This is a genomic window from Saccharopolyspora hordei (assembly GCF_013410345.1).
Taxonomy (GTDB): domain Bacteria; phylum Actinomycetota; class Actinomycetes; order Mycobacteriales; family Pseudonocardiaceae; genus Saccharopolyspora; species Saccharopolyspora hordei.
On the sequence record NZ_JACCFJ010000001.1, the window covers coordinates 3,951,393 to 3,965,442 of the forward strand.

The following is a 14,050-nucleotide window of genomic DNA, read 5'->3' on the forward strand; positions in this document are numbered from 1 at the left end:
TCTGCGGTCTCGGCCCGGAACCCCCCGCGGTGAGCGCGCGGCGATACCGCCTTCCTGAGGTTCGCTCGGTTAAGGTGATCTTCCGCAGCGCCGTGGGGAGGGGTGCACCGATGCCCAAGTTCAGCTGGCACACCTGTGCCGTGCCCGAGGGCCTGCCGGTGCGGCAGGTGTACGGGTTCCTGTTCGTGACCGACGGGCGGGTGCTGCTGCGGGTGGACGGCAAGAAGCACACCCTGCCCGGTGGGCGTCCCGAGCCCGGCGAGGTCGAGTACCGCGACATCCTGCGGCGGGAGTCCATGGAAGAGGTCACCGTCGACATCGACGAGCCGCACTACCTGGGCTACCAGTGCGTCGACGACGGGATCTCGCCGTACGCGCAGGTGCGGATGGCCGCCGTCATCAGCAAGGTGCACCCGCCCGCACCGGACCCGGACAGCGGCCGCACCTACCGCCGCCTGCTGGTGCACCCGGGCAAGGTCGGCGACCTGCTGGCCTGGGGCGAGACCGGGTACCTGCAGGCGACCGCCGCCGCCGAAGCCGCGGTCGAGGTCTTCGGCTTGCCCTCCGACGGACTGCCCGACACCGGCGACCTCTGACGACCCCGCCCCCGGGACTGAGCGACTGATGCCGGACCGCGACGGCACCGCGCCGTTCGCGGCGACCCCGCGCGCCCACGACACCCGGCTCCCCGAGCGCGCACCGCGTCGACCACGGCCTGCACGCGGGCGCTGCAGCGCTCCGGCGTGCCCGCGACACGAGCTCGCCTGACGCTCCGAGCAGCCCCCACCAGACCCCGGGCACAAGAGCGCGCCCGCGGGCCTGGGCACGCTCCTCCGGCTCTCCCTTGACCACCTCCGGCACACCCGCATATCGTTCGCAGACAGCACAGCTGTTCACTATGCGCACAAGACACGAGGAGTGTTCGGGGTGGCACGCATCCTGCAGCTCGACGAGGCGATCGCGGAGCTCGTCCACGACGGCGACTCGATCGCCCTGGAGGGCTTCACCCACCTGATCCCGGTCGCCGCCGGGCACGAGATCATCCGGCAGGGGCGCAAGGACCTCACCCTGATCCGGATGACCCCCGACATCGTCTACGACCAGCTCATCGGCGCCGGGTGCGCGCGCAAGCTGGTCTTCTCCTGGGGCGGCAACCCGGGGGTCGGCTCGCTGCACCGGTTCCGCGACGCCATCCAGAACTCCTGGCCGGTCCCGCTGGAGATCGAGGAGCACAGCCACGCCGGGATGGCCAACCGCTACGCCGCCGGGGCCGCCGGGCTGCCGTTCGCGGTGCTGCGCGGCTACCGTGGCACCGACCTGCCCGCGCAGACCGACACGATCAAGCCGATCGAGTGCCCGTTCACCGGTGAGCAGCTCACCGCCGTGCCCGCGCTCAACCCGGACGTGGGCATCATCCACGCCCAGCAGGCCGACCGGGCGGGCAACGTGCAGATGTGGGGCATCACCGGCGTGCAGAAGGAGACCGTGCTCGCGTCGAAGCGCTCGCTGGTCACCGTCGAGGAGGTCGTCGACGAGCTGACCCCGCGCCCGGGCTCGGTGGTGCTGCCGCAGTGGGTGGTCACCGCGGTCGCCGAGGTCCCGGGAGGCGCGCGCCCGTCCTACGCACAGGGCTACTACGACCGCGACAACGCCTACTACCAGCAGTGGGACCCGATCAGCCGGGACCGCGGAAAGTTCGCGCAGTGGCTGGAGACCGAGGTGCAGCGGGAGAGGAGCGCTCGATGACCACCGAGTACACCGCGGACGAGATGATGACCGTCGGGGCGGCCCGCTCGCTGCGCGACGAGGCGGTCTGCTTCGTCGGCATCGGCCTGCCCAGCACCGCGGCCAACCTGGCGCGGCGCACGCACGCCCCCGGCCTGGTGCTGGTCTACGAGTCCGGCACGCTGGGCGCCAAGCCCGACCGGCTGCCGCTGTCCATCGGCGACGGCGTGCTGGCCGACACCGCCGACTCGGTGGTCAGCGTGCCGGAGATCTTCAACTACTGGTTGCAGCCCGGCCGCATCGACATCGGCTTCCTCGGTGGTGCGCAGGTCGACCGGTTCGGCAACATCAACACCACCGTGATCGGCGGCGACTACGCCAACCCGAAGGTCCGGCTGCCCGGCGCCGGCGGCGCTCCGGAGATCGCCGCGTCCTGCCGGGAGGTGCTCATCGTGATGCGGATGAGCCCGCGCAGCTTCGTCGACCGGCTCGACTTCGTCACCTCCCTCGGCTACGGCACCGGCAAGGGCGACCGGGAGGCGCTCGGCCTGCGCGGGCGGGGCCCGGTCAAGGTGATCACCGACCTGGGCGTGCTGGAACCCGACCCCGACACCTGCGAACTCACCCTCACCCAGCTCGCCCCGGGCGCGACGGTCGAGCAAGCCCGGGACGCCGTCGGGTGGCCGCTCGAGGTCGCCGACTCCCCCGGTGAGCTGGAGCCGCCGACCGAGACCGAACTGGCGGTGCTGAGGGAGCTGAAGGCCACCGTCGGAGGCGCGAAGTGAGCGGCCCCGGCCGCTCGGAGCACGAGGAGCTTGCCATGACCACGCACGAAACCCGGTCACCCTCAGGGCTGATCCTGCCCCGCTACCAGACCGACGAGCAGTCCCACCCGGCGCTGGACACCCCGGAGTACCGCTCGTCGGCGCTGCGCCACCCCAAGAAGCCGCTGCAGTACCTGCCGCAGTACCTCACCGAGGTCACCGGCCCGCTGCTGGGCCAGGACCGCTGCGGCGAGCACGACCACGACCTGACCGTCCAGCACGACGGCGAGCCGCTGGGCGAGCGGATCATCGTCAGCGGCCGGGTGCTGGACTCCGACGGCCGGCCGGTGCCCAACACGCTGGTGGAGATCTGGCAGGCCAACGCCGCGGGCCGCTACCGGCACCAGGGCGACCGGCACCCGGCGCCGCTGGACCCGAACTTCTCCGGCACCGGCCGGTGCATGACCGACTCCGAGGGCAACTACGAGTTCATCACCATCAAGCCCGGCGCCTACCCGTGGCGCAACCACGACAACGCCTGGCGCCCGGCGCACATCCACTTCTCGCTGTTCGGGCAGGCGTTCACCCAGCGGCTGATCACCCAGATGTACTTCCCGGGCGACCCGCTGTTCCACCAGGACCCGATCTTCAACTCGGTGCGCGACGAGAAGGCGCGCGAGCGCATGATCGCCCGCTTCGACCTCGACACCACGGTGCCGGAGTGGGCGTTGAGCTACAAGTGGGACATCGTGCTGCGCGGGCCGCAGGCCACCGTGTTCGAGGACGACGACGAGGAGGACGACGACTGATGGGCGCTCCCACTCCCCCGGCCACGACGCCGTCGCAGACCGTGGGGCCGTTCTTCGGCCTGCCGGGCGGGATCCTCTGGGACGACGGCCCGGAGGTCGTCGCCGAGGGCACCCCCGGATCGTTCGTGCTGCGCGGCCGGCTCCTCGACGGTGCCGGCGAGCCCGTCCCGGACGGCGTGGTCGAGATCTGGCAGGCCGACGAGCAGGGTCGCTTCGACCACCCCAACGACCCGCGCCCGGAGTCGGCCTCCTGGCAGGGCTTCGGCCGCTGCCCCACCAGCCCCGACGGCGAGTTCTGGTTCCGCACCGTCAAGCCCGGCCCGCTGCCCACCCCGACCGGGGAGGCCGAGGCGCCGCACATCGACGTGACGGTGCTGGCCCGCGGCATGCTCAACCGGGTGGTGACCCGCATCTACTTCCCGGACGAGGAACAGGCGAACGCGGCCGACCCAGTGCTGTCCGCAGTGGACCCCGAGCGGCGGCACACGCTGATCGCCACCCCGGAGCAGGAGGGCTACCGCTTCGACATCAGGATCCAGGGCGATGACGAAACCGTCTTCTTCGCGGTCTGACAGCCCGTTCGGGTCGATGTTCAGCACCCCGGAGGCCACCGAGCGGACCTCCGCCGCGGCGTGGGTGCAGGCGATGCTGGACTTCGAGTCGGCGCTGGCGGTCGCGCAGGCGGTGGCGGGCGTCGTCCCGCCCGCGGCCGCCCGGGAGATCGCCCGGCACTGCCGCGCCGAGCTGTTCGACGCCGACTCGATCGCCGAGCGCGCGGTGTCCTCGGCCACGCCGGTGATCGCGCTGGTGCGCGACCTCACCGCGCTGGTGGGCGAGGACGCGCGGCCGCACGTGCACCGCGGTGCCACCAGCCAGGACGTGGTGGACACCGCCGCGATGCTCATCGCGCGCGACGTGCTCGACCTGGTCCTGGCCGACCTGCGCGCGGCGGCCGATGAGTGCGCGCGGCTGGCTGAGGAGCACCGCGGCACCGTGATGATCGGCCGCTCGCTGCTGCAGCAGGCGCTGCCCACCACCTTCGGCAGCCGCTGCGCCACCTGGCTGACCTCGCTCGACGCGGCCACCACCGCGCTGGAGCGGATCCGCCACGAGCGGTTGGCCGTGCAGTTCGGCGGTGCGGCGGGCACGCTCGCCGCGCTCGGCGCCGACGGCGTCCGGGTGGTCCGGCTGCTCGCCGCCGAGCTCGGCTTGCCCGAACCGGTGGTGCCGTGGCACACCGACCGCACCCGCGTCGCCGAGCTGGCCGGGGCGCTCGGGACAGCCGCCGGAGCCCTCGGCAAGATCGCCCTGGACGTCGAGCTGCACGCGCAGACCGAGGTCGGCGAGCTCTCCGACGCCGAAGCCGGGGGCTCCTCGGCCATGCCGCACAAGCGGAACCCGGTGTCGGCCGTCCTGGTCACCGCCGCCGCCCGGCGCGCGCCCGGCCTGGTCGCGACGCTGCTGTCGGCGATGCCCCAGGAGCACGAACGCGCCGCCGGCGCCTGGCAGTCCGAGTGGGAGCCGCTGACCGAGCTGCTGCGCCTGGTCGCCGCGGCGGCCGCGCGGACCCGGCGGCTGCTCGCCGGGCTCCAGGTGCACCCGGAGCGGATGGCCGCCAACCTCGACCTGACCCGCGGGCTGGTGATGGCCGAGAGCGCCTCGGGAGCGCTGCTGGAGGCGCTCGGCCGCACCGAGGCACAGGACCTGGTCGCGCAGGTGTGCCGCCGCGCGGTGCAGCAGGGCACGACGCTGCGCGCCGAACTGCTGGCCGACGCGCGGGTCCGCCAGGTGCTGTCCGAGGAGCAGGTCATCGCGGCCACCGAACCGGGCGACTACCTCGGCTCCGCGCCCGCCTTCGTCGACCGAGCACTGACCGCACACGCCGAACTGGAGAAGCGGTGAACGTCCACTACGAACTGACCGGGCCCGACGGCGCCCCGGTCGTGGTGCTGTCCAACTCGCTGGGCACCGACCTGGCGCTGTGGGACGCGCAGGTCCCGGCACTGGCGCAGCAGTTCCAGGTGCTGCGCTACGACCAGCGCGGCCACGGGCGCACCCCGGGCCGACCCGGCCCCTACACCCTCGAGCAGCTCGGCCGCGACGTGCTCGCGCTGCTGGACACCCTGGGCGTCCGTCGGGCGCACTTCGCCGGGGTGTCGCTGGGCGGCATGACCGGCATGTGGCTGGCCGAGCACGCACCCGAGCGCATCGACCGGCTCGCGCTGATCTGCACCTCGGCCGCCCTCGGCCCAGCGTCGATGTGGCGGGACCGCGCCGCCCTGGTGCGCCAGCAGGGCACCGCGGCGATGGTCGAGCCGTCGCTGCCGAAGTGGTTCACCCCGCGGCTGGCCGAGCGGGAGGACGTCGTCGCGAAGTTCGGCGGCATGCTCACCGCCGCCGACGACGAGGGCTACGCGGGGTGCTGCGAGGCCATCGCGGAGATGGACCTGCTGGACGGGCTGGGCGGGATCAGCGCGCCGACGCTGGTCATCGCCGGTGCCGAGGACCCGGCCACGCCCCCGTCGCACGCCGAGCAGATCGTCGCCGGCGTCCCGGGCGCCCGCCTGGAGGTGCTGTCGCCCGCCGCGCACCTGGCCAACGCGGAGCAGCCCGAGGCGGTCAACCGGCTGCTGCTGGACCACTTCACGAGGAGCCTGTGATGTCCCTGGACGACGACACCCGCCGCGAGCAGGGGATGGGCGTGCGCCGGCAGGTGCTCGGCGACGAGCACGTGGACCGCGCGATCGCCCGCACCACCCCCTTCACCGAGGGCTTCCAGGACTTCATCACCCGCTACGCGTGGGGCGAGCTGTGGAGCGGCGACGGCGTGGACCGGCGCACCCGCAGCATGCTGACGCTGGCGATCCTGGCCGCGGTGGGCTGCGAGGAGGAGTTCGCCATGCACGTCAAGGCCGCGCGCCGCAACGGGGTCCCGCCGGAGCACATCCGCGAGGTGCTCATGCACGTGGCCGTCTACGCCGGGGTACCCCGCGCCAACCGCGCCTTCGCGATCGCCAATACGATCCTGGGTGACGAGCAGTCCGACTGAGCAGGAGAGATCGCCATGGAGCCGGTGTCCGACCCGAGCGGCGGCTACGTGCAGTCGCTGGCCCGCGGGCTCATGGTGATCCGCGCCTTCGACGAGTCGAACCCCGAGATGACGCTGTCCGAGGTCGCCCGCGCGACCGACCTGTCGCGCGCGGCGGCCCGGCGCTTCCTGCACACCCTGGTGCACCTCGGCTACGTGTGGACCGACGGCCGGGTGTTCGCGCTGACACCGCGGGTGCTGGAGCTGGGGTTCGCCTACCTGTCCAGCATCTCGCTGCCGGAGATCGCCCAGCCCTACCTGGAGCGGCTGGTCGCCGAGGTGCACGAGTCGGCGTCGGTGTCGGTGCTGGACGGCCCGGACATCGTCTACGTGGCCCGCGTGCCCACCTCGCGGATCATGACCGTGTCGATCAACATCGGCACCCGCTTCCCCGCCTACGCCACCTCGATGGGCCGGGTCCTGCTGGCCGACCTGCCGACGTCCGAGCTGGACGCCTACCTGTCCGACGTGGACCTGGAGCCGCTCGGACCGCACACCATCACCACCCCGGTGGAACTGCGGGAGGAGCTGGCGCGCATCCGCGAGCAGGGCTGGGCGCTGGTGGACCAGGAGCTGGAAGCGGGGCTGCGGTCGATCGCGGCACCGATCCGCGACCGGTCCGGCAAGGTGGTGGCGGCGGTGAACATCTCCTCGCACGCCTCCCGCACCAGCCCGGAGGACGCCCGCCGCGACCTGCTGCCCCCGCTGCTGGAGACGGCGCAGCGCATCGCCGCCGACCTGGCGGTGGCCCCGGCCTCCCGCGCGGTCTCGCGCTGAGCCTCAGTCGACGTCCTGGCGCCATGCGCTGCGGTAGAAGCTGCGGATGTGCCGCTCGACCTGGGCCTCGGCGTCCGCTGCGTCACCGGCGAGGAGGGCCTTGTGGATCTGCCGGTGGTCGTGGCGCAGGCCCTCGGCGATCGGGTACCACTCGTCGCCGAGCTCGTCGAAGGCGGCCAGCAGCGGCCGGCGCAGCGACTCCCGGATGGCGATCGTCATGTCCGCCACCAGCCGGTTGCCGCCGGCCTCGGCGATGGCGACGTGGAACCGGGTGTCGAGGTCGTTGAACCGCTCCCGGTCGCAGTCCGGCGCGTCCATCTCGTCCAGCAGCGCCCGCATCTCGTCGAGCTCCGCCTCGGTGGCGCGCTGCGCGGCGTTGCGCGCGCTCTCCCGCTCCAGCATGATCCGCGCCCGCACCACGTCGGCGATCGGGAAGTTCGCCAGCGCCACGTGCAGCCGGAGCAGCCGGTTCAGGGCCTGGCTGGGCAGCGCGGCGACCGTCGTGCCGGAGTCCGGGCCGGTGCCCACCGCCATCCGCAGCACGCCCTGGGCCTCCAGCGCGCGGAAGGCCTCGCGCACCGCCGCGCGGCTCACCCCGAGCATCTGCGCCAGGTCCCGCTCCGGCGGCAGCCGGTCCCCCACACCGAGCTGACCGCTGACGATCTGCTCCTCGACCCGATCGATGACCAGCTCGTAGGTGCGCGCTCGGGTGACCGGGCGCCAACCTGCGCGTTCGTCCATCCCGGAACCGGTCACCAAGCCCCCTTTACAAACCCCACGAGCGATCTCTATGGTACCGCCAGCTTTTGGTCTGACCAAACAAAGGTCAACGACACAGAGAGGTGTCGCCTCGTGTACCAGCCGCTCACCGCGCCCATCGCGGACAGCCTCGGCCTCTCGGCGCTGGTGGCCGCGATCCCGCTGCTCGTCGTGTTCGTGCTGCTCGGCGTCCTGCGCGTCAAGGCGCACTGGGCCGGGCTCTCCGGTCTCGCCGCCGCCCTGCTCATCGCCGTGCTCGGCTACGGGATGCCCACCGGGTACGCGCTGCTCTCCGCGGGGCAGGGCGCCGCGTTCGGCCTGCTGCCGATCGTGTGGATCGTCCTCACCGCGATCTGGCTCTACCAGCTGACCGTGCGCAGCGGTCGCTTCGAGGACCTGCGGGCCGCCTTCGCGCTGCTCTCCCCGGACCCGCGGATCCAGGCCATGGTCATCGCCTTCTGCTTCGGCGGCCTGCTCGAGGCCCTCGCCGGCTTCGGCGCCCCGGTCGCGATCACCGGCATGATGCTCGTGGCCATCGGCTTCCCGCCGCTGCGCGCCGCCGTGACGGTGCTGCTGGCCAAAACCGCCCCGGTCGCCTTCGGCGCGCTGAGCACGCCGATCATCGCCGCCGGCGAGCTCACCGGCATCCCCTACGAGCACATCGGCGCCGTCGTCGGGCGGCAGACCCCGCTCCTGGCGCTGCTGGTCCCGGTTCTGCTGGTGCTGGTGGTCGACGGCTGGCGCGGCGTGCGGCAGACCTGGCCCGCGGCGCTGGTCACCGGGCTGGCCTTCGCGCTCGCGCAGTTCGCCTGCGCCAACTACGTCTCGGTACCGCTGACCGACATCATCTCGGCGCTGGTGGGCGCGGTGGCGCTGCTCGTGCTGCTGCGGTTCTGGCAGCCCGCGGGCAGCGCCGAGGCGCGTGCCGAGCTCACCGGCGCCACCACCGACGACACCCGTGAGGCCCGGTTGAGCGCCGGCCGCATCCTCCTCTCGCTGTTCCCCTACCTGCTGGTCATCGCGGTGTTCTCGGTCGTCAAGCTGTGGGGCGCGGCCGAGGACGCGCTGGCCGCCACCGACGTCGAGATCCCCTGGCCCGGCCTGGACGGGCACCTGCTCACCGCGTCCGGCGAGCCGTCCGACAGCACGGTGTTCACGCTGAGCTGGCTGTCCACCCCCGGCAGCCTGCTGCTGCTGTGCGGTGTCGGGGTCGCGCTGGTCTACCGGATCAAGCCCGCGGAGGCGCTGGCCGAGTTCGGCCGCACCGTGGTGACGATGCGCTGGTCCGGCCTGACGATCATCAGCGTGCTGGCCCTGGCGTACGTCATGAACCAGTCCGGGCAGACCACCACGATCGGCACCGCCATCGCCGGCATCGGTCCCGCGTTCGCGTTCCTCTCCCCCGTGCTGGGGTGGCTCGGCGTCGCGATCACCGGCTCGGACACCAGCGCCAACGCCCTGTTCTCGAGCCTGCAGCAGGTTGCCGCCGAGAAGGTCGGCGTCGACCCGTCGCTGCTGGTCGCGGCCAACACCTCGGGCGGGGTCATGGGCAAGATGATCAGCCCGCAGAACCTGGCCATCGTGGCCACCGCGGTCGGCCTGGCCGGCGGCGAGGCCACGATCCTGCGCAGTGTGCTGAAGTGGAGCGTCGGACTGCTGCTCGTCCTGTGCGCACTGGTCTTCCTGCAGTCCAACGTCCTGTCGTGGATGCTCCCACGGTGAACCGGTACGAACGGGGTGATGTGGCGATGAGGGTGGCGCTGTTCGCGACCTGTCTCGGGGACACCATGTTCCCAGCGGCGCCGAAGGCGACCGTGCAGGTCCTGGAGCGGCTCGGCTGCGAGGTGGAGTTCCCCGCCGCGCAGACCTGTTGCGGGCAGATGCACACCAACACGGGGTACCGCAAGCAGGCGAAGTCGTCGGTGCGGACCTTCGTGGACGCCTTCGCCGACTACGACGCCGTCGTCGCCCCGTCCGGGTCCTGCGTGGCCTCGGTGCGCCACCAGCACGCCATGGTGGCCGACGGCGACCGCACGCTCAGCCGCGCGGTCGAGCGCATCGCCCCGCACGTGCACGAGCTGTCGGAGTTCCTGGTGGACGTGCTCGGGGTGACCGACGTCGGGGCCTACTTCCCGCACCGGGTCACCTACCACCCGACCTGCCACTCCGCCCGGCTGCTCCGGGTCGGCGACCGCCCGCTGCGGCTGCTGCGGGCGGTGCGCTCGCTGGAGCTGGTCGAGCTGCCCGCCGCCGAGCAGTGCTGCGGGTTCGGCGGCACGTTCGCGCTGAAGAACCCGGACGTGTCGGTGGCGATGGGCGCCGACAAGGCGCGGCACGTCCGGGAGACCGGTGCCGAGGTGCTCTGCGCCGGGGACAGCTCGTGCCTGATGCACATCGGCGGGTTGCTCTCCCGGCAGCGCTCCGGGGTCCGGGTGATGCACCTCGCCGAGATCCTGGCCGCCACGGAAGGAGCCGACCGGTGAGCAACACCTACCTGGGCATGCCCGCGTTCCCGCAGGCCGCCAAGCAGCAGCTGGCCAACGCGCAGCTGCGGCACAACCTCGCCGACGCGACCTCCACGATCCGCCGCAAGCGGGCGGACGTGGTCGGCGAGCTGGACGACTGGGCCCAGCTGCGCGAGGCCGGTGCCGCGATCAAGACCCACACCCTGTCCAACCTGGACACCTACCTGGAGCAGTTCGAGGCGGCGGTCACCGCCGCCGGCGGCACGGTGCACTGGGCGCGCGACGCCGAGGAGGCCAACCGCATCGTGGTGGACCTGGTGCGCGCCACCGGAGAACGCGAGGTGGTCAAGGTCAAGTCGATGGCCACCCAGGAGATCGAGCTCAACGACGCGCTCCGGGCGGCAGGCATCGACGCCTGGGAGACCGACCTGGCGGAGCTGATCGTCCAGCTCGGACACGACGCGCCCAGCCACATCCTGGTGCCCGCGATCCACCGCAACCGCGCGGAGATCAGGGACATCTTCCGGCGGGAGATGGGCGAGGTCGGCACCCCCGCCCCGGACGACCTCACCGACGATCCCGCCCGGCTGGCCGAGGCGGCCCGCCGCCACCTGCGGGAGAAGTTCCTGCGCGCCAAGGTCGCCGTCTCCGGCGCGAACTTCGCGGTCGCTGAGACCGGCACCCTGGTCGTGGTGGAGTCCGAGGGCAACGGCCGGATGTGCCTGACGCTGCCGGAGACGCTGATCAGCGTGGTCGGCATCGAGAAGCTGGTGCCGCGATGGGAGGACCTGGAGGTCTTCCTGCAGCTGCTGCCGCGGTCCAGCACCGGTGAGCGGATGAACCCCTACACCTCGACCTGGACCGGCGTGACGCCCGGCGACGGGCCGCAGTCGTTCCACGTGGTGCTGCTGGACAACGGGCGCACCAACGCCCTCGCCGACGAGGTCGGCCGCCAGGCGCTGCGCTGCATCCGCTGCTCGGCCTGCCTCAACGTGTGCCCGGTGTACGAGCGGACCGGCGGGCACGCCTACGGCTCGGTCTACCCCGGACCGATCGGGGCGGTGCTGACGCCCCAGCTGCGCGGGACCACGTCCGAAGTGGACAAGGCGCTGCCCTACGCCTCCTCGCTGTGCGGGGCCTGCTACGACGTGTGCCCGGTCGCGATCAACATCCCGGACCTGCTGGTGCACCTGCGCACCCGCGTGGTCGAGCAGGACCGCGGCTGGCGGTCCACGCCGGTGGACGTGCTGATGTCCCTGGCGTCCTGGGTGTTCGGGGACGCCAAGCGGCTGGCCGCCGCGCAGCGGGTGGCGTCGTGGAGCCGGAAGGTGATCGGGCGGAAGGGCACCATCGGCCGGCTGCCTCCGCCGCTGTCCCGGTGGACCGACGCGCGCGACGCGCCGGCCCCGGCCGAGGAGAGTTTCCGGACCTGGTGGGAGCGCAACCGAGGAGGAGGGGCGCGATGAGCGCGGGCAGTTCGGCGCGCGAGGTGGTCCTGGGCCGGGTGCGCTCGGCCCTCAGGGGCGCCGAGCGCACGTCCTGGGAGGACGTGCCGAGGCACTACCGGCGGCACCGGCCGGCTCCCGACGTCGTGGAGCTGTTCTGCGAGCGGGTCGCCGACTACCGGGCCACTGTGGACCGGGTCCCGGCCGACGGGGTGGGCGCGGCGGTCGTGGCCGCCGCGCGCCGCACTGGCGCGCGCCGGGTGCTCGCCCCGGCTGGGGTACCACAGCAGTGGTGCGAGCTGCTGCGCGCGGAGTTCGAGCTCGTGTCCGACGAGGACGGCATCGGCACGGCCGAGCTGGAGCAGGTCGACGCGGTGGTCACCACGGCCGTGGTGGGCATCGCGTCCACCGGCACGATCGTGCTCGACCACGGGCCCGGGCAGGGGCACCGGGCGGTGACCCTGGTCCCGGACGTGCACGTCTGCGTGGTCACCGAGTCGCAGGTCGCCGACGACGTCCCGGACGCGCTGCGGCGGCTCGACCCCGCGCGGCCGATGACCTTCATCAGCGGCCCGTCCGCGACCAGCGACATCGAGCTCAAGCGCGTCGAGGGCGTGCACGGGCCGCGCACCCTGCACGTCCTGGTCGTCCCCGACTGAGAAGCTCGATCAGCACACCTCCCGCCCGGCGAGCAGGCACACTGATCACCAGGAGGGGCGATGGTGGAGGTGCCGATGGTCGAGGCCCACGCGCCGGGGCCGGACGTCGTCGCGCGCGCGGCGGCGCTGCGCGACGAGCTGGCGTCACACCGCGACGAGGGCGAGCGGGAGCGTCGGCTGCCCGACGCCGCGGTCGCGGCGCTGGAGGGGGCGGGGTTGTTCCACGCGTGGGTGCCGCGCCGCTTCGGCGGCGCGGAGCTCAGCTTGCGCACGATGGTGGACGCCACCGTCGAGGTCACCAAGGGCGACGCCTCGGCCGGCTGGCTGGTCATGATCCTCGGCTGCGGCGACTGGCTGACCGGGCTGTTCCCGGACAAGGCGCAGCAAGAGGTCTTCGGCCCCGACCCGGACACCAAGGTCTGCCAGGTCCTCGCGCCGAAGGGCACCGCCCGGCGGGTCGAGGGCGGCTGGCTGGTCAGCGGGCGGTGGGCACCGGCCTCCGGCTGCCTGCACGCGGAGTGGGCGATGGTGGGCGTGTCGCTGCCGGCGGAGGGCGCCGCGTTCGTCCTGGTGCCGATGCGCGACCTGACCGTCGAGGACACCTGGTTCACCCTCGGCATGCGCGCGACCGGCAGCAACATGCTCGTCGGCGAGGACGTGTTCGTCCCGGACCACCGGGTGGTGCTGCGCGGTCCGGCGACGCGCGGGGAGTTCCCCACCACCGAGAACGACTCCCCGCGGTTCCGGGCCGCGCTGGTGCCCACGCTGGCCACCTTCCTCATCGCGCCGATGCTGGGGATGGCCGAGCGCGCGCTGGAGCACGTCGTCGGGCAGGCCGGCCGCCGGGGCATCGCGTTCACCAGCTACCAGCACCAGCTCGACTCGACCGGCTTCCAGGTGGCGGTGGCCGAGGCGGCCACCAAGGTGGACGTGGCGCGGCTGGTCGCGCACGGGTCGGCCGACGCCGTCGACGGGCACGCGCACGCCGGGACGCACCCGGGCCTGCTGGAGCGCGCCCGGCTCCGGCAGCGCTCCAGCCACGCCGTGCAGCAGTGCCGGGAGGCCGTCGACCTGCTGGTCAACGCCTACGGTGCCGCGGCCCTGTCGGAGCGGGACCCGCTGCACGCCGTGGTGCGCGACATCCAGACGGCGTCCCGGCACGCCCTCGCCCACCCGCCGTCCAACGCCGAGGTGTTCGGCCGCGCGCTGCTCGGCGTCGACCCGGGCATCACCGAGATGGTCTGACCTCCCCGCGCGCCACCCGATCAAGTGACCTGCGGAACCGCGGCCCGCCCGCACCGGTCGAAGTGGTGTCGATCACCATCGGGAGGGAGTTCTCGTTGCCAGACATCAGGGTTCGGTTGCGGGGCGGACCGCGGGACGGGGCCGAGATCACCGTGCCCGCGGACGGTTCGGGAAAACCGGTCCCGCGGATCACGCTCCCCGCGCGCGCCCGCAACGCCCACGCCGTGCCGCCCCAGCTGGCCTACGAACGCGGCCGGCGCGGCCCGGACGGCACGTGGGAGTTCCACTACGTCGGGGCCGAGACGTGACGCCCC

The 14,050-nt window shown here is 73.0% G+C and carries 16 protein-coding genes; 15 read left to right on the forward strand and 1 reads right to left on the reverse strand.

All coding sequences use genetic code 11. The features are described from left to right. The first annotated feature begins 110 nt into the window (after window positions 1-110). The 9 genes from HNR68_RS18155 to HNR68_RS18195 all read left to right on the forward strand — a co-directional run bounded on the left by HNR68_RS18155 (window position 111) and on the right by HNR68_RS18195 (window position 7,163). Entirely contained in the window at window positions 111-596 is a 486-nt protein-coding gene (locus tag HNR68_RS18155; RefSeq protein ID WP_179722718.1) for an NUDIX domain-containing protein, read from the forward strand. Window positions 597-927: 331 nt separating this feature from the next. Continuing rightward, window positions 928-1,746, forward strand: a complete 819-nt coding sequence (locus tag HNR68_RS18160; protein WP_179722720.1) for a CoA-transferase — start codon at window positions 928-930, stop codon at window positions 1,744-1,746. Beyond that, on the forward strand, window positions 1,743-2,510 hold the full coding sequence (locus HNR68_RS18165) for a CoA-transferase subunit beta (RefSeq protein ID WP_179722722.1): 768 nt from the start codon (window positions 1,743-1,745) through the stop codon (window positions 2,508-2,510). Before HNR68_RS18160 ends, HNR68_RS18165 begins: the two co-directional genes overlap by 4 nt. A gap of 35 nt (window positions 2,511-2,545) precedes the next feature. Beyond that, complete coding sequence (pcaH, locus tag HNR68_RS18170; RefSeq protein ID WP_179722724.1) at window positions 2,546-3,298, forward strand: protocatechuate 3,4-dioxygenase subunit beta; 753 nt, start codon at window positions 2,546-2,548, stop codon at window positions 3,296-3,298. Further along, window positions 3,298-3,870, forward strand: a complete 573-nt coding sequence (pcaG, locus tag HNR68_RS18175; RefSeq protein ID WP_179722726.1) for a protocatechuate 3,4-dioxygenase subunit alpha — start codon at window positions 3,298-3,300, stop codon at window positions 3,868-3,870. Before pcaH ends, pcaG begins: the two co-directional genes overlap by 1 nt. After that, window positions 3,842-5,200 carry a 3-carboxy-cis,cis-muconate cycloisomerase gene (pcaB, locus tag HNR68_RS18180; protein WP_246330482.1) on the forward strand — a complete coding sequence of 453 codons (1,359 nt, stop codon included), beginning with the start codon at window positions 3,842-3,844 and terminating at the stop codon, window positions 5,198-5,200. Before pcaG ends, pcaB begins: the two co-directional genes overlap by 29 nt. After that, window positions 5,197-5,958, forward strand: coding sequence for a 3-oxoadipate enol-lactonase (gene pcaD / locus HNR68_RS18185; protein WP_179722728.1), 762 nt, complete (start codon window positions 5,197-5,199; stop codon window positions 5,956-5,958). The genes pcaB and pcaD overlap by 4 nt, the downstream gene beginning before the upstream one ends. Next, the gene (pcaC, locus tag HNR68_RS18190) at window positions 5,958-6,347 is read left to right on the forward strand and encodes a 4-carboxymuconolactone decarboxylase (RefSeq protein WP_179722730.1); all 390 of its coding nucleotides are present in this window, start codon (window positions 5,958-5,960) and stop codon (window positions 6,345-6,347) included. Before pcaD ends, pcaC begins: the two co-directional genes overlap by 1 nt. A gap of 15 nt (window positions 6,348-6,362) precedes the next feature. Continuing rightward, window positions 6,363-7,163, forward strand: coding sequence for an IclR family transcriptional regulator (locus HNR68_RS18195; RefSeq protein ID WP_179722732.1), 801 nt, complete (start codon window positions 6,363-6,365; stop codon window positions 7,161-7,163). 3 nt (window positions 7,164-7,166) lie between these two features. Here HNR68_RS18195 and HNR68_RS18200 read toward each other — a convergent pair whose 3' ends face one another. Further along, on the reverse strand, window positions 7,167-7,904 hold the full coding sequence (locus tag HNR68_RS18200) for a FadR/GntR family transcriptional regulator (RefSeq protein WP_179722734.1): 738 nt from the start codon (window positions 7,902-7,904) through the stop codon (window positions 7,167-7,169). Window positions 7,905-8,015: 111 nt separating this feature from the next. Between HNR68_RS18200 and HNR68_RS18205 the strand changes: the two genes are divergently transcribed. From HNR68_RS18205 to HNR68_RS18230, 6 genes are all read left to right on the forward strand, one after another. Continuing rightward, window positions 8,016-9,644 (forward strand): lactate permease LctP family transporter, encoded by a 1,629-nt coding sequence (locus tag HNR68_RS18205; RefSeq protein ID WP_179722736.1) that lies wholly within the window; start codon window positions 8,016-8,018, stop codon window positions 9,642-9,644. Window positions 9,645-9,670: 26 nt separating this feature from the next. Beyond that, window positions 9,671-10,405: a (Fe-S)-binding protein gene (locus HNR68_RS18210; RefSeq protein WP_179725194.1), complete on the forward strand. Its 735-nt coding sequence runs from the start codon at window positions 9,671-9,673 to the stop codon at window positions 10,403-10,405. 17 nt (window positions 10,406-10,422) lie between these two features. Then, window positions 10,423-11,853 carry a LutB/LldF family L-lactate oxidation iron-sulfur protein gene (locus HNR68_RS18215; protein ID WP_218889393.1) on the forward strand — a complete coding sequence of 477 codons (1,431 nt, stop codon included), beginning with the start codon at window positions 10,423-10,425 and terminating at the stop codon, window positions 11,851-11,853. Continuing rightward, window positions 11,850-12,491: a LutC/YkgG family protein gene (locus HNR68_RS18220; protein WP_179722740.1), complete on the forward strand. Its 642-nt coding sequence runs from the start codon at window positions 11,850-11,852 to the stop codon at window positions 12,489-12,491. The genes HNR68_RS18215 and HNR68_RS18220 overlap by 4 nt, the downstream gene beginning before the upstream one ends. 60 nt (window positions 12,492-12,551) lie before the next feature. Beyond that, complete coding sequence (locus HNR68_RS18225) at window positions 12,552-13,736, forward strand: acyl-CoA dehydrogenase family protein (protein WP_246330483.1); 1,185 nt, start codon at window positions 12,552-12,554, stop codon at window positions 13,734-13,736. A 95-nt stretch (window positions 13,737-13,831) separates the two neighbouring features. Further along, the gene (locus HNR68_RS18230; RefSeq protein WP_179722742.1) at window positions 13,832-14,044 is read left to right on the forward strand and encodes a hypothetical protein; all 213 of its coding nucleotides are present in this window, start codon (window positions 13,832-13,834) and stop codon (window positions 14,042-14,044) included. The last annotated feature ends 6 nt before the right edge of the window (window positions 14,045-14,050 follow it).